The following is an 18,021-nucleotide window of genomic DNA, read 5'->3' as shown; positions in this document are numbered from 1 at the left end:
TCCTAACAGAATTTAGGTGAATGCCATGACAACCGCCGAATGGATCATCAGCAACGCTTGGGTGATCTGGCTGGCACTGTTCTTGCTGCTGGCGATCATCGAGATGCTATCTCTTGATCTCTACTTCATCATGCTCGGCGTCGGGGCCCTAGGTGGCGTAGCGGTCGCACTGCTCAGTGGACCCATATGGCTGCAGGTCCTCGTATTCTGCGTTATTTCATTGTTGATGATCTTCTTGGTTCGACCAATCGCAGTCAAGCATCTACGGAAATCACCCGAGGGATTCCGCACGAACATCGAGCGGCTCATTGGTGCGGATGCACTAATTCTTGAACCGACCTCGCGCATGTCGGGTTCGGCCAAGATCCATGGAGAGATTTGGACTGCCCGCGCTGATTCGAGCGTTCCGACCATGAATCCCGGTACCTATGCCGTGGTTTCCCGTATCGACGGGGCAACTGCGTACCTGACCGCGAAGTCCCCGGTCCCCGCAAACGGCTAAATAGCCTGACGCCCCAAATTCATCACTACTGCACAAAGAAAGAGAGTACGACCATGAATTCAGATGGTTTTGGCTTGACTATTGTGCTTGTCGTTCTGGCAATCTTCGTGATTGTCGTCCTGCTGCGCAGCGTGCGTATCGTGCCACAGGCACGTGCTGGCATCGTTGAGCGGCTCGGCAAGTACAACCGAACCCTAAACCCCGGCCTGACGATCTTGATACCCTTTGTGGATCGCTTGCTGCCCCTGCTGGACCTCCGTGAACAGGTTGTTTCCTTCCCGCCACAGCCAGTCATCACCGAAGACAACCTAGTCGTTTCGATTGACACCGTGGTCTACTTCCAGATCACCGAGCCACGCGCGGCCACCTATGAAATCGCCAACTACATCCAAGCTGTCGAACAGCTGACCACCACGACGCTTCGTAACGTCGTAGGTGGCCTGAATCTGGAAGAGGCCTTGACCAGCCGCGACCAGATCAATGGCCAGCTGCGCGGCGTGCTCGACGAGGCCACCGGCAAATGGGGCATCCGTGTTTCCCGTGTCGAGCTGAAGGCCATTGATCCACCGCTGTCGATCCAGGACTCGATGGAGAAGCAGATGCGTGCCGAGCGTGACCGCCGTGCGGCCATCTTGACCGCTGAGGGCACCAAGCAGTCCGATATCCTCACCGCCGAGGGTGAGCGCCAGGCAGCGATTCTCAAAGCCGAAGGTGACGCACAGGCAGCCATCCTGCGCGCGGATGGCGAGTCCCAAGCTATCCAGAAGGTCTTCGACGCAATTCACGCAGGACGCCCGGACCACGAGTTGCTGGCCTACCAGTACCTGCAGACCCTCCCGAAGCTTGCCGAAGGCACTTCGAACACCTTATGGGTCATTCCGAGTGAACTGACCGAAGCGCTCAAGGGCATCGGCGGAGCACTGGGCGGCAACGGTCCAAGCAGCAAACCTGCGGCTCCGGAATCGCCATCAGCTCCCGACAGCAACCTCTAGCGACAACCGGTTGAGAACCGAATACGCGTCTGCGGCGAGGTGCATACGATGCACCTCGCCGCAGACGCGTATAATGGATGTTTTGGCACCAAGAATTATCTTCACCTCTAGTCGGAGGGAATGATTTCCGAATGCCAAACGTTGGTACGTGTAGCGAATTCTTCAAACATCGCGGAGGGAAAACATGAGCGATCGCAGCCTACGAGGCATGCGCCTGGGTGCACAGAGCATGGAATCTGAGGCAGGTGTGGAGCCGGCTGCCCGTCAGCGCGTGGAATACCGTACCGAAGAGGGCGAGACCGTCTTCGTCGTCTTTGCTGCAGAGGCTGAAATTCCAGCGACCTGGCACACCAAGACCGGTAAGGAAGCCAAGCTCGTCCATGGCGAAGCCAAGGCCGAAGAACCAGGCAATGAGAAGCCTGTCCGTACCCACTGGGACATGCTTCTGGAGCGCCGTTCCGAGGAAGAACTGGAAAAGACTCTGGCTGACCGCCTCCAGCAGCTGCGTGCTGCGCGTGGAGAAGCCGTCTAATCTCCCCCACTGCCGGTTGGATGCCGTTTTGGCAAGTCCGCAAGGGTTTTAGTCGAGGGCCCGGTTTGACAGCATTATTGCTGTCAAACCGGGCCCTCGAACTTGTACCCGAATGGCTTGAGCCCAAACGCCGATGGTGATGCGTAATTTGCGGACGCTGTAAGGCGGATGCTTGAAGCTTTCCGATACTTCTGGGTTAAAGGGAACTGGCGTGCAACGATTCTTCGTTGCACGCCAGTTCCCTATGCCAAGTATTTACTTCTTGGAAGTCAGCTTCTTCCACCGGGCACCCAAGCCCCAGCGGGTGACATTCCACATTGCTTCGAATACGATGTTGCCACTCATCTTCGAGGCGCCCAGTTCGCGCTCTACGAACGTGACCGGAACTTCAACGATCTTCTTGCGCAGCATGGCCACGCGGAAGGTCATATCGACCTGGAAGCCGTAGCCCCGCGACTCAACTGCATCGAAGTCGATGGCTTCCAAGGTTTCGCGCTTGAAGGCACGGTAGCCTGCGGTGATGTCACGCAGCGGCAAGCCCAGCATGGTACGCGAGTAGAAGCTGCCGCCGCGGGAAATGATCTTGCGCAGCAACGGCCAGTTAACTACTTCGCCGCCTTTGACCCAGCGCGAACCGATCACGAGATCCGCACCTGCAGCGCTTGCCTCCAGAAGGCGTGGAAGCTGCTCTGGCATGTGCGAGCCGTCAGCGTCCATCTCAACCAGCACGTCGTAGTCGCGTGCCAGGGCCCATTCGAAACCTGCGATGTATGCGGCGCCTAGGCCATCCTTGCCGGTACGGTGCAACACATGGATATTGGAGTCCTCAGCAGCCATCTTGTCTGCCAGTTCTCCGGTGCCGTCGGGCGAGTTATCATCGACGATCAATACATCCGAGTCAGGAACTGCGGTACGCAAGCGTCCTACGGTCAGCGGAAGCGACTCCAGTTCGTTGTAAGTCGGAATGATTGTAATGACGCGCACGCGGCGGCACCTTTCTTGGTATTCGACACAAAGCTTGTTGCCTGCTCGGCTTCGGCCCATGGCTTCAGCAGGAATCTAGGCCAACAAGAGTTAATCCAAACTCAAATTATAGTCATCAATTGCAAGCCAGCGATCTTCGGACACCGTGTTAACGAACGATCCTCAGTGACTTCGGCCCTATTCTCTACGCCGAAAAGCACAGAGAATGTTATCTAAGGTCACTGAGGATCGTTGTATAAATTGCGTCGTTTCCAACGCAATGAATGTGCATCTCGAAGAGGCGCTTAGTCCAGCCTAGTGCGTACCCCACCTAGCCTGTCAACCATCAAATGACTTCACTCTTTATCTAGACAGCACTAGTCAGGATAAAATTCGTGAAATTATTCCACTTACTGAGCGACTGTTTCGCTTCAGGCTAATTCCGCTGGTTCGAGCGCATTGAAAAGCGTGACTCCAGCGCGTACTGTACGCAGGCACTGTGGAATCTCCTCATCAACCACCGGGAGCATCGGAGTCCCAGCACGGGCGTCAGTGCTCCAAGAACTAATTCGGACATCCGGGGTTTGCACAGCAAGTTCAGAGGCAGTCCACACCGCAAAGGTCGCCGGTGCACCGATCACGAGCTGCCCGGCAAATGGGTTCATCTCGCCCATGGCTCGATAGGTGGATCGAGTCTGCGCCAGGAAGGCCGCACGTGCAGAGATTCGCGCGTCGGCATTCGCCATGTTCATGCCGGCGCGCACAACCTGCCAGCCGTCGACCTCGGTGACCGGGGCATCAGAACCAAGCACCAGTGGGACACCGGCGGAGAGCATGGCCGAGAGGTTGTTCATTGAGCTTGCGCGCTCCCCCAGGCGCTGCGCATACATGCCGTTCGAACCGCCCCACGCCTGGTCGAAGACCGGCTGCATGGAAACCATGATGGCGTACTTCAGCAAACGGGCCCGCGAAGCGTCATCAACCATCTCGACGTGTTCCAGACGGTGGCGGCACATCTGCAGCTTGGCTACGCCAATCTGCTCGGCGGCCAGATCGAAACCTGCCAAGACCTCGTCCAGGGCGCCATCGCCGATGACATGGAATGCTGCCTGGATTCCCCGGGAACTGCACGCAACCAGATGGGCTGCGATCTCCTCGCGCTTCAGGTACAGGCAGCCACGTTCACCTGCCAGATCGCTATACTCCTCGCGCAGGTATGCCGTGTGGCTGCCCAGCGAACCATCCACGCGAAGGTCGCCTCCCAAGCCCAGCAGCTTGCCTTGCGGGAACGACGCGACTATTTCCTGGGCGATGTCCGGATCGCTGACCAGTTCACCCCAGTAGGCATGCACCTGCGGCAGCTCAGGGTTGTCGATGGACAGCAGCTGTTCCAGTGCCTCGCGGCCTTCGATATGCGGGGCCGCCATCTCCACAACGCTGGCGAATCCACGCGAGGCATAGTGCTCCAGTGCCAGGCGCTGGTATTCCTGTTCGGCCTTCTGCGCGCCGGCCAGTGCTTCACGCACCGCGTCGTGATCCGCACCGGTAACGATGCCGGAGACCAGGTGCCCCAGATCCAGCAAATCCAGCAGTTCCCGATTCACCAATGCGCTATGCACATCCCGGCGGGCCAGATAGTAGCCACGGCCTCCAGCGGCACTGGTCAGGTCGGTTTCCGCAGGCAGTTCCTGGTTGGCCCAAGCGGAGTTGTCCCAGCCCTGGGCCAGTACCAGCTTGGTAGACTTCTGCGCCTGCTCGGCGACGAGGGACAGCAGCGACGAACCCGAGGTAGCTGCCCCCAGGTCGGCGCCCGACAGGGTCCGGCCCAGTGCGGCAAGGTGGGTATGGGATTCGACGAAGGCGGGGGTGACCAGGCCGCCCTTCAGGTCGATCACTTCGTCGACGGCCGCCACGTGGCGTTCAGCCGCGTCCTCGCCGCCCAACCAAGAAATGGTGTCGCCGTCCACCACCATGGCGGTCGCGAATGGATCGGCCGCCGAATAGATGGACCCGTTTCGGTAAAGTGATTTTGCCATCAGCGTCTCCCTTTTCTCCTGCACTGGCTAATAAGTATTCGACTGGACGACCTGGCTAGTCCAGCACATTCGAGTAGGCCACGACGCCGCGCTTGATCTGGTCCACTGCCTTGTAGGCGTTGCGCACCAGCAAGGGCGGAAGGTCGGAATTCTTGGCGAACTGGTCCAGCGTATCGATGACCTGCTTGGCCCAGCGCACGAAGTCGCCCGGTGCCAGATCGGTACCGCGCAACGCGCTGTTCAGGCTTGATCCCCGGGCCCACTTGTACATCGGCCAGATCAAGCCGGATTCCGGCGGAGCGGTCGGGTCGAGGTTCAACGCCTCTTCAGCATCCGAGAGTTCGCCCCAGATCTTGATGGTGGTGTTCCAGATGTCATCGATTTTGCCCGTGGGCATTTTCGGATCGGCACGATCCATGTCCCGGCGCGCCTGGTAGACCAGGCTGGCCACCACTGCGCAAAGTTCTTCGGTCTTGAGCTGGGTCAACTTTCCGGTCTCCAGGATCTGGCTGGTGAGCAGGTCGCGGTCGCCATAAATCCGGCGCAACCGGCGGCCCGAGTCTGTCAGCACGAAATCTTCGCCGCCGTCGGATGGAACAAGGTATTCGAACTGCTCCAGCACCTTGCAGACCTTGTCGAACTGCGTGGCAATGGTATTGGTCCGTCCGCGGATGGCGCGACGGGCCTTGTCCGTATCCTTCTTCAGCTTCCAGTACCTGTCGGCCCAGCGCATGTGCTGGTCCTTCTCCGAGCAGGCGTGGCAAGGATGGTCCTTGAGCTCAAGGCGCAGCGCATTGATTTCACGTTCGAAAGAATCCGATCCTTCGAAATCGAAGCTCTGGGCATCCTGGCGCGGAGGACGCGACTCGTAGATCGCGTTGCGCAGGGACGAGGCGAGGTCCCGGCGCTCCTTCGGCGTACGCCCGCTGAAGCCCTTGGGAATCTTGATCCTCGAGATGATCTGGACTGGCCCGTTGAGGTCTTCTACCGAGAGCCGGCGAAGCTGCGCTTCTTCGGTCAGGACCGTATGGCGGGGGTTGTACATTGCCTTATCAAGCTCGACGACCACGGCACGGCCAAAGCGGCGTCCGCCGGGCAAGTCAACCACATCTCCGCGGATCACTGCCTGCAAGGACTGCTCTGCTGCTGAACGGCGCTGGTGGCGGCGGTCCTTGGCAGCATTCTTCTCTACTTGCGCCAGATTCCGCTGCAGTTTCAGGTACTCCGTGAAATCACCGAGATGGCATTCCATCGACTTCGCGTAGCCAGCCAGGGATTCCTCCTTGGAACGAACCTGGCGGGCCATCCCCACCACGGAACGGTCCGCCTGGTACTGGGCAAAGGACGACTCGAGAATCTGCCGGGTCTGCTCACGGCCAAACTGCGCCAGCAAATTGGTCGACATGTTGTAGGTCGGGCGGAACGAGGAATTCAGCGGATAGGTGCGCTTCGAAGCGAGGCCTGCCAAGGACTCCGGCTCCAGATCAGGGTTCCAGAGGACAATTGAATGGCCCTCAACGTCAATGCCACGTCGCCCCGCACGCCCGGTGAGCTGGGTGTACTCCCCCGAGGAGATCTGCACATGGGATTCGCCGTTGAATTTCACCAGCTTCTCCAGCACAACCGAACGAGCCGGCATGTTCACGCCCAGCGCGAGGGTTTCTGTCGCGAACACCACCTTGATCAGGTTCCGCGCAAAGAGGTCCTCGACGATTTCCTTGAAGATCGGCAGCAGGCCTGCGTGGTGCGAGGCAAATCCGCGAACCAGTCCATCGCGCCAAGACCAGAATTCGAGAACGTCCAGGTCTTCGCTGGGGATCCGATAGGCAACTTCATCCAGAGCCTGGGCAATCTCGGCCGCTTCTTCATTGGTCGTCAGGCGCAGGTCCGCCATGGCGCACTGCTGGACCGCCATATCGCAGCCCTTGCGCGAAAAAATGAAGAAAATCGCTGGCAGCAAAGCGGCACGGTCGAGCTTGCCGATCACCGCAGGGCGGCTGATGCGATGCCCCATCCCGGATCCACGCTGGGGTCCGCGGCCGCCACGGCCTCGGCCGCCGTTTCCGCGGCCGCGCTGCACGCGTCCTCCAGGACTGTGCGAGCGGACGAGCTTGCGCAATTCGGGGTTGACCGAGGCTTTTGAATCGTCTTCGGCGACCTTGTCGAAGGCCACATCCTCGGCAAACAAGTCCACCACATTGGGGCCGACCATGACATGCTGGAACAGCGGCACCGGACGATGCTCGGAAACGATGATGTCGGTCTGGCCACGGACGGTATCCAGCCAGCCGCCGAATTCTTCGGCGTTGGATACGGTAGCCGAGAGCGAAATGATCTGCACGTTGGACGGCAGATGGATGATGACTTCTTCCCAGACGGCGCCGCGGAATTTATCCGCAAGGTAGTGGACCTCATCCATGATCACGTAACCCAAGCCGTCGAGGGTCTGGGAATCCGCATAGAGCATGTTGCGCAGCACTTCGGTAGTCATCACGACGATCTGCGCCTCGGAGTTGATCGACGTGTCGCCGGTCAGCAATCCGACCTTCTGGGCACCGTAGCGGTTGACCAGTTCCGAATACTTCTGGTTGCTCAACGCCTTGATCGGCGTGGTATAGAAAGCCTTGCGCTTCTCACCCAGCGCCTGGTAGATGGCGTATTCGCCAACTACGGTCTTGCCGGCGCCGGTGGGTGCGGCGACCAGGACGCTGTGCCCTTCTGCGACCTTCTGGCAGGCTTCGGCCTGGAACGGATCCAGGTCGAAGGAGATGCTGGCTCGGAATTCCGGAAGTGCAGTGCCGTTTTCGACCTGCCGTGCCTTGGAAATCGCGTATCGTTCCGCGGGTGAAGTCACTTGTGGTCGTTCACTTTCTCGCCCTGGATCAGAGCTGGGATTTCGGTTCGTCAATCGGGCTTGGGGTATCAATGCCAGAAGTTTCGCCACTGGCCAAGCGCTCATTCTCGGCTTCCTGCGCCGCCAGCTTCTTCGCGCGCTTCTTGTCATTGAAGTGGCAGATCAAGGTAGCCACCGCGAAGGTGATGAACAATGGCCCAGCCAACGCGAACATCGTGATCGCATCGCCACCCGGTGCAGCCATGGCGGCCACCAGCGCAATAAGGAAGACGGTGATGCGCCAGTGCTTCAAGATGAGCTTGGCTGGCAGGATGCCCACCATGTTCAGGCCGACCATCAGCACGGGCACCAGCATGGCAAGGCCGAACGCCAGCAGCAGGCGGAAGATGAAGGGCAGGTACTCTGAAATGTTCAGCAGGTTATCGGAGTTCTCCGGCGACAGGCTGATGAAGAATTCCAGTGCGAAAGGCAGAACGAAGTACGCCATCGCGACGCCGCCAAGGAACAGCGGCACCGCAGCGGCGACGAAACTGTAGCTCAACCGGCGCTCGTTCTTCTTCAGCCCCGGGACGATAAATGCCCACAACTGGTAGAGCCATACCGGGGAGGAAACGATGAGGCCAACGAAGAGCGCTACCTTGATCATGATGTCGAAGGGCGACATCACTGCGGTGAATACTACCGAGCCGCCTGCATCTTTCACAGGTGCAATCAGCAAGGCAAGCAGCCAGTCGTAAACGAAGAAGCCGGCAACCGTACCCAAGGTCAGCGCAATGAGCGACTTGAATAACCGGTTGCGCGCTTCAATCAGATGCTCTTTGAGAGCCATCCGACCTTCGTCGTTCTTGACCCGCTTCTTCTTGCCGCGCGGGTTCTTGTCTTTATTTGTTGCCACTGAAGAGGTCTACGAGTTGTTCTTTTCGTTGGGGTTCGGTTCATTGACGGTGCCATCAACGGTTTCCGATTTAGGATCGTCGTCCTTCATCTGGCGAACCTCGGACTTGAAAATGCGCAACGACTGACCCATCGAGCGAGCCAAGCCTGGAAGCTTTGGAGCGCCGAACAGCAGAAGCGCCAGCACGATAATGATGACCAGATGCCATCCCTGCAAGCCACCCATGTGGATTCCCTTCTCTTTCTTTAAGTCTACGTCAGAACAGGCGCAGATCACGCATGTTCTGAGCTTGGCCGCGCTGTGCGCGACGTGCGACACGTCGTACTCGACGCGCCTCGATTCTTTCGGCTCTCCCCTGATCGCGAAGCGCTTTGATCATCTCCGGATCCCCATGCGTCGCATCGGTTCCGTGCGGGTAGCGACGCGGGTTCGCAGCGTATTCGACGACGCTGCCTTCCTGGCTTAAACCGGCACTGATGTGATCAGCCGCGTCGCCAAGGCCCTCAACGACCGCCATGCCTCGTTTGAATAAACGGAAGCCGGCAATCACTGCTGCAAGTACTGTTGCCAAAACGAGTACAGTCCACAAAAGGACCCAGAACCACCAAGGAAGCATCTACTTATCCTCATACATTGCGATAGCCTCGTCCAACCAACCCACTACATGTTCGCGCGTAGCGTCAGGAGAGACCACAGTCAGTTTACCGCTATGGCGAGCCACCAGGGGCGCAGCTACTTGGTGATCCGAGAACTGGACCTTGGCCAAATATCCCGCACCGATCCTTCCCGTAGACCAGGATGACGGATGGAATGCTTCGATAACCGGCAAGATTTCCGCGTCAACATGGACAATGACCTGTAGATCCTCGTCGCTGGACTCGTAGCGGATCTGGACATCCTGCTGGTCTTCATGCCGGGATTCCAGCTCGAAGTGTTCACCGATAGTTTCCACGCTTAACATCCGATCCACCCTGAAAGTTAATACGCTGTGTCGTTTTCGGCACCATGCGCGCAGATACTGCACTGCGCCATCTTCAATGAGCCGGATCGGTTCCACATCGCGAAGCTGGTGCGTGCGCGAACTGGCCGAGTAGTAGTCGATGCGCACGACGTCCTGGGACCGTATTGCCTGGACCAGCTGCTGCGGAATGTCGTTCTCCCGCGCCTTGGAGAGCGCGAAGCCCAGCGCCCCGCTCCAGCCGTCAAAGCGGGCCACGGCAGAGTTGACCTTGGCCAGCGCGGCATCGAGCACCTGCTGGTGCTCGAACTCGGGAATGCTCGCCAGGGCATTGAGCCCGCCGAGCACGGCCACTGCCTCCAGCGGTGCCAGCTTCTGCGGCTCGGCGAGCAGTGCCGCATTGGAGATCGTCACTGTATCGGACTCGACGTCTCCGTCGTTGACGTTGATCAGCTCATCGTGCTGGCCGTTTGGCACGCCGCACATCATGATCATGGCCAATTCTTCGCGCACCTTGGCAACGCTCATGGCGTAGCGTTCGGCCAGCTCCCCGATTTCCACGACACCGTGGGCGTGCACATATTGGATCATGTCGATATTCCGCATGACCTGGGTCGTGGTGGTGCCACGGCCGGTGGCGCGATGCGGACGGAATTTCACGTCTGCAAAGTCGCCCTCGGTGCCCTGGCTGCTCTGGGCGGTGCGTGCGTCGCGCAGAATCTGCTGCACCTGCGTTACGAGTTCGGCCGGCGCCAGGACTTTGGCTGCCGGACCGTAGGCGGCCAGCTGCCGGGCAAATGAATGCGGATCCGCATAGCCGATCTGCAGCTCATCCTGGTCGCTGCGTCCATTCACTGCTTGGGCACGCAGCGGAATGGCGTCATCGCCCAGGAGCAGCACCGTTGCCATCAGCCCCGGATGCTGCAGGTCGAAGTCCTGCAGCACCCGGGTCATGTCGAAATCTGCCGGACGGGCACGATACTGCCCGTTGGACCCAGCACCGCCATGCCGGAAGTTGGCGAACTTGCCCTGCACCCGCGAAAGGCGGAAGACGCGGGTGTCGTCCCGCGTATGGTCGTAGCCGGTGAAGTACCAGTTGCCGTAGCGCTGGCCGATCCCCCACACATCGACGATGCGGTCGCTGCGCGTTCCGTTGGAGGACGTGTAAGCGAACTTCAACGTGTTCCGGTTGAAGACGGCCAGGGCGCATTCCCGGAAGTTCGGTTCATCCATGGACAGGCGCGGAACCAGTGAGCCGGCCAACGGGGCGACCGGAGCGGCATCGCCTTCAAGCCCGGTGACCCGGGCGGCTGCGTTGAGCCCGAGCGTCTGCAGCTTGGTGTCTTTCCAGAGGCTCGCGGCCAAGGCGACGAGGCCGGCTTCCGCGGGGCTGAATTCCACCGGCGGCAGGAACCAATCGGTCGTATCGATGCTGTAGTACGTGACGTCGTCGATCACTTCCTTGTCCAGCTGCAGCCCGAAGTCATTTCGGATGTCATCCTTGAGGCGATCCAGTGCCTTCTCGCGGGTTTCCTTGCTGCCTTCCGGCACCAGGTATGATCCAATGCGCTCGGCGTTGAACTTCCGTGATTTGGTAGCCAGCGCATAGATGAGGCTGGTCAGGCGTTCAGCCTTGCTGGGTCCAGGAGTTTGCTTTGTGCTCACGTGCCTACAGTAACCAATTTTCACTTGCAACGATGACTTTTAAGACAGCAACGGCCCCGATTCGTGAATCGGGGCCGTTGCCAGCACATGTAATTACTTCGTGCCCATCAAATCGACAACGAAGATCAGTGCTTCATTAGGACCGATGGCACCCGGGGCGCCACGCTCGCCGTAGGCCAGGTGCGATGGGATGTCCAGGCGGCGGCGGCCGCCGACCTTCATGCCCAGCAGGCCCTGGTCCCAGCCCTGGATGACCATTCCGACGCCCACTGGGAAGTCGAGGGTCTGCCCGCGGCCCCAGGAGGAGTCGAATTCCTCGCCGGTTGACCAGGCGACGCCTACGTAGTGCGCCTGGACGGTGGTGCCTGGAGTGACCTCAGCGCCGGTTCCCTCGATGAGGTCTGTGATGACCAGTTCTTCAGGAGCGTCGGTGCCCGGGAAATCGATCTCCGGCTTGGTGCGGTCGTAGTTGCGTTCTCCGAACGACATGCTCACGGCCTTTCTGTTACTTGCTTTCGCTTACCTTGTCTAATTCTACGTAGAAGACCAGTGGGCCTGCAGGCCGGCCCTGGGCTTCAGCGTTTTCGCCGTAGGCCAAGTCGGTCGGGATGGTCAGCAAGACCTTGCTGCCTTCCTTCAGGCCCTGGAAGCCCTGCAGCCAGCCCTCGATCACGCCTCCGGCCATATCGGCCTCGAAGCCTTCTTCGCTGTCGAAGTTGCCGTCGAACTTCTTGCCGTCTTCCCAGCGCACGCCGTGGTAGTGGGCGGTAACCTTCGAGGTTTCGCCAACGGCTGGCCCGTCTCCTTCTTCAAGGACGTCCACGACCAGCCCTTCAGGAGCCTCGGTGTCCTTCGGGATGGTGATCTGCGGATCGCCCTTGCCGGTCTTCACGGTGGGGAGCTTGCCCGCGTCCTTGAGCTTCTTGACCTCGTCCTGGCCCAGGGTCTGGCTAGGGCTCTTGGAATCGGCGATCTTGATCACGATCAGCCGTTCGGCACGCGAGCCCTCGGCCGGTTCGGCCACGGAACCATCTGCCTGCTGCACGCCTTCAATCGCCGCATAGGCGATCCAGTCGCCAATCTGGGACTTCAACAGGGTGTCGTACAGCTCGGGCATCTGCTCCTTGAGCGTCTCGTCAACCTTCATCGGCGACGGATCGGCGGTGAAGTTCTCATTGGTCAGCAGGCCGTCAATGGTCTTGTAGAGGCCCGACTGGATCTGGATGGTGTCGCCTTCCTTGACGTCCGCTCCCTCGCCCTCCACCACGGTGACAGCTTCTGCCTTCTCGGTCAGCAACGGGGCATCGAACTTGACCTCCGGTGCGGTCTTGTCATCTGCTGCTGGCTTGACGTCGATGTCGCTCAGGGCTGACGAACCCGAACCGCAGGACGCCAGGGCAAGGATGGACGCGGTGGCGCATACTGCCAAAACTTTTCGCACGAATCTTCTTTCCGGTTGGATTAGCTGGTCTTGCATTGCGGGCTTGCCTGAAGGGCATGGCTCGAAATGGCCTGCGTCCAGCATAGATGTTTTTGCTGTGTAAATACTTGTTTCCAGCTTGCTATTGCTGCTGGCCCATCAGCTCGATGAGCTCGTCGATCTGCGGATTGCTGGTAGCGAACGGGTCCTTGCACAGCACGATGCCGCCCGGACCGTCCTCGTACTTCATGTGCACCCAGTCCGCGCTGTAGCGCCGTCCGTTGGCCCGTGCGGCACGAATGAATTTGCTGCGCAGCGCCGCGCGTGTCGTGGCCGGCGGGTTGTTCACCGCCTGCAGGATTTCGGCATCGGAGACCACCGAGCTGGCCAGGCCGCGGCGCTTGAGCAGGTGGAACAGCCCGCGCTGCGGATCGATGTCGTGATAGGTCAGGTTCAGCTGCGCGAGACGCGGGGCCGAGAGCTCGAGGGAATTCTTCCGCGCATATCCCATCAGCAGCTTGTGCTTGATGGCCCAGTCGATGTCCTTGTCGATCAGCGAGAAGTCCTGGCTTTCCACGGCGTTCAGGGTGCGTTCCCATAATTCCAGGACGGTGTCGACCTGGTCGTGGTGCGCGCCGTGGCGGGCGATGAATTCCTTGACCGATTCGAAGAGGATCCATTGGATCTGCAGTGCGGTGGGCTCGTCGCCTCCCATCAGCCGCACCACGGTCTGGCCGGTGAAGTCATGGGAGATCTGGCGGATCGAGCGGATCGGGTTTTCCAGCCGCAAATCGTGGTAGATCTCCCCCGATTCGATCAGCCGCAGCACCAGGTCGGTGGCGCCGATCTTGAGCAGCTGGGTGGTTTCGCTCATTGTCGAATCGCCCACGATGACATGCAGCCGGCGGTGGTACTCGGCATCCGCATGCGGCTCGTCGCGGGTGTTGATGATCGGCCTCGAGCGCGTCGTGGCCGAGGAGACCCCTTCCCACATGTGGTCGGCGCGCTGGGAGAAGACGTACTTGGTTTCCCCCTCATCGGTGATCAAATGCCCTGCACCGCACAAGAGTTGGCGGGTGACGAGGAAGGGGATGAGCATGTCGGCCAGGCGCTTGAACTCGATCTTGCGCGGGATGAGGTAATTCTCGTGGCATCCGTAGGAGTTGCCGGCGGAGTCCACATTGTTCTTGAACATGTAGATCCGGCCTTCGTGGCCTTCTTCGGCCAGCTGGTCTTCGGCCTGGTCGACGAGGTCGAGCATGAAGACTTCGCCTGCGCGGTCATGGGCGATCAACTGCTTGAGCTGGTCGCATTCGGCGGTGGCGTACTCGGGGTGCGAGCCGACATCCAGGTAGAGGCGCGAGCCGTTCTCCAGGAAGACATTCGAGCTGCGCCCCCAGCTGACCACCGGCTTGAACAGGTGCCGTGCGGCATCTTCCGGGGTGAGCCGCCGCCCATCGGACGGGACATAATTCAGTCCGAACTCGGTTTCCAGACCAAAAATTCTGCGATCCACGCGAAGCTACTTCCCCTCAACTGCGGTTCTGCGCCGGGTGGCAGAACACGATGTCCAAAGCCGAAAGCCCGCGGGGGCTTACTGGCCGCCCTTTTGCACGAATCCGCGAACGAACTCCTCGGCGTTGGATTCCAGCACCGAGTCGATCTCGTCCAGCAGGTCCTCCACGCCGGCGGACTGGCCGGTGGTGTTCACCTGGACCTGCTCGGCTTCGGCCTGCTGGTCATGGGTGTTGCGGCGGGACGAGAAGCTTTCCTGGGTCATCGTTTTCTCCTGACGTAGTCGCCAATCCCGGAATTACGCACCGGGACTCATACCTATTCTGCGCCGATTAGCGGTGCCGCGCCAATTCGTCGATAAATTCCGCAATCTCCAACTCGGCCTCGAACAGCTCGCCCACCTGCGCCCGGGTTCCGGCCAGCGGCTCGGGCATGTGGAAGCGGCTGATCTTGCGCGCCCCGGGCACGGCGAAGGACAGCGCATCCCAGTTCGCCGCGACCACATACGGCGCATAGCGCTGCAGGGTCATGCCGCGCAGGTAGGCGCGGGTATTCTCGGGCGGCGCGCTGACCGCCTGGTTGATCTCCTGCTGGCTGAACAGCGTCCGGATGGCTCCGCGTTCGGCCAGCCGGTAGTACAGCCCCTTGTTTGTGCGCAGATCCGCCCATTGCAGATCGAGCATCGCCACGCGCGGATCCGACAGCTCCACTCCGTGGCGCTGGGCGAACCCGTTGACCAGCTGGTATTTGGCGATCCAGTCGATCTGATCGGCAGCGTCCATCGGGTCGCGGTCGAGCAGATCCAGCATCTGCGCCCAACGGGTGAGGATCTCGGTGGTATCCGGATCCGCAATCCCCCGTGCCGCGCAGTAGCTTTCCGCCGCGTGCAGGTAATGGCGCTGGATCTCGATGGCGGTCAGCTGCACCCCGCCGCGCAATCCCACCTTGGCCTTCAGCGTCGGATCGTGGCTGATCTGCTGCAAGGCCAGGACCGGCTCGGCCAGTTCCAGCTGCGGGGCCATGCCCGCTTCGATCAGCGAGAGCACCAGGTTGGTGGTGCCCACGCGCAGCAGGGTGGCGATCTGTCCGAGGTTCGCATCCCCGATGATCACGTGCAGCCGCCGGTACTTGTCCCAGTTCGCGTGCGGTTCATCGCGGGTGTTGATGATCGGGCGGTTGATCGTGGTTTCCAGCCCCACTTCGGCTTCGAAGAAGTCGGCGCGCTGGGAGATCTGGAAGGCGGCCCGTTCGTTGAGCATGCCCTGGCCTACCCGCCCGGCACCGCAGAAGATCTGGCGGCTGGCGAAGAACGGGGTGAGCCCGCTGGCAATGGCGGAGAACTCGATGCCGCGCGGCATCAGGTAGTTCTCATGAGAACCGTAGGAGACCGACTTGTTGTCGGTGTTGTTCTTGTAGAGCAGCAGTTCCCCGCTGCCCAGGCGCGCGGCGGCCTGGGCGGCGCGGCGCATCACCTCATCGCCGGCCTGGTCCCAGAGCACCGCGTCGCGCGGCGTCATCGTTTCCGGGCTGGAGTATTCCGGGTGGGCGTGGTCCACATACAGGCGTGCGCCGTTGCCCAGCACCATATTCATCACTACATCCGTGGAGTCCTTCTCCTGGTAGAGCGTGGATCCCACATGCGCGTCATTGCCGTCGAGCGCAATGGACTCGGCGGTCCAGATGCCCTCGTCCTCCAGCCCCGGTTCCATGTCGGTCAGCTGGCTCGGGTGCGCCTGCGCGCGGTCCATGGCGAAGCCGCGCGCATCCTGCAGCGGGGATTCGTCGGAATAGTCCCAGCGCGCGGCCTTGGCCGCCGGGTCCTGCTCGGCCACCAGTTGCGCGTAGGCGTCGACGATCTGCGCCGAGAGCACCGTCGCGTTGGCCCTGGGCATGTTCGGGCGGATGATCCCGTATTCGGTTTCCAGGCCGACCAGCCGACGGGCGCTCATTTGCCGGCCTGCTGGTCGACCAGGGAACGGATGTTGCTGATCCGCTCGCCCTTGCGCCCGGAAATCCGCGCCCAGTCATCGGGGTTGGTGGTGTTGGGCATGTCTTCGTGCTCGGCGAATTCCTCGCGGACCGCGCGCAGCAGGTACTCGGTTTTCAAGCCGCGTTCGTTGTCCGTGATCAGCGCCTTGATGGCGTGCTTCTTGGCGCGGTCCACGATGTTGTGGATGACCGCGCCGGAGGCGAAGTCCTTGAAATACAGCACCTCGGTATCGCCGGTGACATAGGTGACTTCGAGGAATTCGTTGATCCGTTCGGTGGAGTACATGGCCTTCACCGCCTCGCGGATCATCCGGGCGATGGTGGCGGAGGCATCGCCGGCATCGACCGCGAGCTCATCGGCGTGCAGCGGCAGCTGCGTGGTCAGGTACTTGCTGAAGATTTCCGCGGCGCCCTCGGCGTCGGGACGGCGGATCTTGATCTTGACATCCAGGCGTCCGGGCCGCAGGATCGCCGGGTCGATCATGTCCTCGCGGTTCGAGGCACCGATGACGATCACGTTGTCCAGCCGCTCCACGCCATCGATTTCGGCCAGCAGCTGCGGCACGATGGTGGTTTCGACATCCGAGGAGACGCCGGTGCCGCGGGTGCGGAACAGCGCTTCCATCTCGTCGAAGAACACCACGACCGGATCGCCGTGCAGCGCCTTTTCGCGGGCGCGGGCGAAGATCAGCCGGATGTGGCGTTCGGTTTCGCCCACGTACTTGTCCAGCAGCTCCGGGCCCTTGATGTTCAGGAAATAGCTGCGGTTGCTGGTGCCTTCCTTGCGCTCGGCGACCCGCTGGGCCAGCGAGTGGGCCACGGCCTTGGCGATCAGCGTCTTGCCGCAGCCCGGAGGGCCGTAGAGCAGGATCCCCTTGGGCGCGCTCAGCCCGTGCTCGCGGTACAGTTCCGGATGGGTGAAGGGCAGTTCCACCGAATCCTTGATGGCTTCGATCTGCGAGTTCAGCCCGCCGATATCCGAGTAGGCGATGTCCGGCACTTCTTCGAGCACCAGGGATTGCATGTCGGTGAGCTGGACGCGGGAGACCGCCATGCCCGAGCGGGAATCAATGGACAGCTGGTCGCCGACGCGCAGGTGCATCTCGCGCAGCGGTCCGGCCAGCTCGATCACGCGCTGGTCATCGGCCCGGGCCATGACCACTGCGTGGTGGTTTTCCAGCAGTTCCTTGACTGTGACCAGTTCCCCGGTTTCCTCGAAGCCCAGGGCGGCAACGATCACCAGTGCTTCGTTGAGCAGCACCTGCTGGCCGATGACCAGCTTCTCGAAGTCCAGCAGCGGGCTGACCGCCACGCGCATCTTGCGCCCGGAGTAGATCACGTCGGCCGCCTGCGCGCCGGTGGATGCGATGCCCAGGCCCGGTTCGGGATGCTTGCGCGGGTGCTTGGCCACGATGGTGCCGTGGCTGAAGGGGGTGTCGCCGTCCTTTTCCAGCGCGGCCTTCAGGTTGATGATCTGCTCGCGCGTGGTTTCCAGCAGGGCGACCAGCCGCTTGTTGTTCCCGCTGATTCCTGCCAGCTGCTTGTCGAGGTTGCGGTTCTTGTCGCGCAGCACGTTGACCTGGCGTTCAGTCATCTGCAGCCGCTCGGCCAATTGTTCTGCTTCGCGATTATCGTTCACGTTCCAACCTCCAACATCCAACGCCATCCGGGCCCGTTCTGGGAGCCTGATGAAGTTTTTC

General features: G+C 60.8%; 16 protein-coding genes. 3 read left to right on the top strand and 13 right to left on the bottom strand.

Going from position 1 to position 18,021, the window contains the following annotated elements; all coding sequences use genetic code 11:
* The first annotated feature begins 25 nt into the window (after positions 1–25).
* The 3 genes from ATK23_RS05165 to ATK23_RS05155 all read left to right on the top strand — a co-directional run bounded on the left by ATK23_RS05165 (position 26) and on the right by ATK23_RS05155 (position 2,026).
* Positions 26–502: an NfeD family protein gene (locus ATK23_RS05165; protein ID WP_066138999.1), complete on the top strand. Its 477-nt coding sequence runs from the start codon at positions 26–28 to the stop codon at positions 500–502.
* Positions 503–555: 53 nt separating this feature from the next.
* Complete coding sequence (locus ATK23_RS05160; RefSeq protein WP_066138307.1) at positions 556–1,494, top strand: SPFH domain-containing protein; 939 nt, start codon at positions 556–558, stop codon at positions 1,492–1,494.
* A 184-nt stretch (positions 1,495–1,678) separates the two neighbouring features.
* Positions 1,679–2,026, top strand: coding sequence for an RNA polymerase-binding protein RbpA (locus tag ATK23_RS05155; protein WP_038991059.1), 348 nt, complete (start codon positions 1,679–1,681; stop codon positions 2,024–2,026).
* Positions 2,027–2,281: 255 nt separating this feature from the next.
* Here the strand turns inward: ATK23_RS05155 and ATK23_RS05150 are convergent, their stop codons facing one another.
* From ATK23_RS05150 to arc, 13 genes are all read right to left on the bottom strand, one after another.
* The gene (locus ATK23_RS05150; RefSeq protein WP_038991057.1) at positions 2,282–3,010 is read right to left on the bottom strand and encodes a polyprenol monophosphomannose synthase; all 729 of its coding nucleotides are present in this window, start codon (positions 3,008–3,010) and stop codon (positions 2,282–2,284) included.
* A 410-nt stretch (positions 3,011–3,420) separates the two neighbouring features.
* Positions 3,421–5,025 (bottom strand): amidohydrolase, encoded by a 1,605-nt coding sequence (locus tag ATK23_RS05145; RefSeq protein WP_066138305.1) that lies wholly within the window; start codon positions 5,023–5,025, stop codon positions 3,421–3,423.
* A gap of 55 nt (positions 5,026–5,080) precedes the next feature.
* On the bottom strand, positions 5,081–7,879 hold the full coding sequence (locus tag ATK23_RS05140) for a DEAD/DEAH box helicase (protein ID WP_066138302.1): 2,799 nt from the start codon (positions 7,877–7,879) through the stop codon (positions 5,081–5,083).
* A 28-nt stretch (positions 7,880–7,907) separates the two neighbouring features.
* Positions 7,908–8,774, bottom strand: a complete 867-nt coding sequence (tatC, locus tag ATK23_RS05135) for a twin-arginine translocase subunit TatC (protein ID WP_038991052.1) — start codon at positions 8,772–8,774, stop codon at positions 7,908–7,910.
* 9 nt (positions 8,775–8,783) lie between these two features.
* Positions 8,784–8,999: a Sec-independent protein translocase subunit TatA gene (gene tatA / locus ATK23_RS05130; protein ID WP_022875116.1), complete on the bottom strand. Its 216-nt coding sequence runs from the start codon at positions 8,997–8,999 to the stop codon at positions 8,784–8,786.
* Between the two features lie 31 nt (positions 9,000–9,030).
* Positions 9,031–9,345, bottom strand: a complete 315-nt coding sequence (locus ATK23_RS16260; protein ID WP_143181014.1) for a hypothetical protein — start codon at positions 9,343–9,345, stop codon at positions 9,031–9,033.
* Positions 9,346–9,390: 45 nt separating this feature from the next.
* On the bottom strand, positions 9,391–11,397 hold the full coding sequence (locus tag ATK23_RS05120; RefSeq protein ID WP_066138297.1) for a helix-turn-helix transcriptional regulator: 2,007 nt from the start codon (positions 11,395–11,397) through the stop codon (positions 9,391–9,393).
* Positions 11,398–11,490: 93 nt separating this feature from the next.
* Positions 11,491–11,886: an FKBP-type peptidyl-prolyl cis-trans isomerase gene (locus tag ATK23_RS05115; protein WP_066138294.1), complete on the bottom strand. Its 396-nt coding sequence runs from the start codon at positions 11,884–11,886 to the stop codon at positions 11,491–11,493.
* Between the two features lie 16 nt (positions 11,887–11,902).
* On the bottom strand, positions 11,903–12,838 hold the full coding sequence (locus tag ATK23_RS05110; protein ID WP_157801635.1) for an FKBP-type peptidyl-prolyl cis-trans isomerase: 936 nt from the start codon (positions 12,836–12,838) through the stop codon (positions 11,903–11,905).
* Between the two features lie 121 nt (positions 12,839–12,959).
* Positions 12,960–14,333 (bottom strand): Pup--protein ligase, encoded by a 1,374-nt coding sequence (gene pafA, locus ATK23_RS05105; protein ID WP_066138288.1) that lies wholly within the window; start codon positions 14,331–14,333, stop codon positions 12,960–12,962.
* Positions 14,334–14,411: 78 nt separating this feature from the next.
* Entirely contained in the window at positions 14,412–14,597 is a 186-nt protein-coding gene (locus tag ATK23_RS05100) for a ubiquitin-like protein Pup (protein WP_066138284.1), read from the bottom strand.
* Between the two features lie 67 nt (positions 14,598–14,664).
* Positions 14,665–16,281, bottom strand: coding sequence for a depupylase/deamidase Dop (gene dop, locus ATK23_RS05095; RefSeq protein ID WP_066138278.1), 1,617 nt, complete (start codon positions 16,279–16,281; stop codon positions 14,665–14,667).
* On the bottom strand, positions 16,278–17,987 hold the full coding sequence (gene arc / locus ATK23_RS05090) for a proteasome ATPase (RefSeq protein WP_407645321.1): 1,710 nt from the start codon (positions 17,985–17,987) through the stop codon (positions 16,278–16,280). Before arc ends, dop begins: the two co-directional genes overlap by 4 nt.
* Positions 17,988–18,021: the final 34 nt, after the last annotated feature.

Origin of the sequence: Glutamicibacter nicotianae, assembly GCF_002797775.1 — a bacterium.
GTDB lineage: Bacteria > Actinomycetota > Actinomycetes > Actinomycetales > Micrococcaceae > Glutamicibacter > Glutamicibacter nicotianae.
Note: the sequence above shows the minus strand (reverse complement) of the source record. Positions and strands in the feature narration are given on the sequence as shown.

What these genes read in the sequence shown, in the direction of transcription:
- ATK23_RS05165 (WP_066138999.1), top strand. Translation starts at nt 26, where the DNA reads ATGACAACCGCCGAATGGATCATCAGCAACGCTTGGGTGATCTGGCTG.
- ATK23_RS05160 (WP_066138307.1), top strand. Translation starts at nt 556, where the DNA reads ATGAATTCAGATGGTTTTGGCTTGACTATTGTGCTTGTCGTTCTGGCA.
- ATK23_RS05155 (WP_038991059.1), top strand. Translation starts at nt 1,679, where the DNA reads ATGAGCGATCGCAGCCTACGAGGCATGCGCCTGGGTGCACAGAGCATG.
- ATK23_RS05145 (WP_066138305.1), bottom strand. Translation starts at nt 5,025, where the DNA reads ATGGCAAAATCACTTTACCGAAACGGGTCCATCTATTCGGCGGCCGAT.
- tatA (WP_022875116.1), bottom strand. Translation starts at nt 8,999, where the DNA reads ATGGGTGGCTTGCAGGGATGGCATCTGGTCATCATTATCGTGCTGGCG.
- ATK23_RS05115 (WP_066138294.1), bottom strand. Translation starts at nt 11,886, where the DNA reads ATGTCGTTCGGAGAACGCAACTACGACCGCACCAAGCCGGAGATCGAT.
- ATK23_RS05100 (WP_066138284.1), bottom strand. Translation starts at nt 14,597, where the DNA reads ATGACCCAGGAAAGCTTCTCGTCCCGCCGCAACACCCATGACCAGCAG.
- dop (WP_066138278.1), bottom strand. Translation starts at nt 16,281, where the DNA reads ATGAGCGCCCGTCGGCTGGTCGGCCTGGAAACCGAATACGGGATCATC.
- arc (WP_407645321.1), bottom strand. Translation starts at nt 17,987, where the DNA reads ATGGCGTTGGATGTTGGAGGTTGGAACGTGAACGATAATCGCGAAGCA.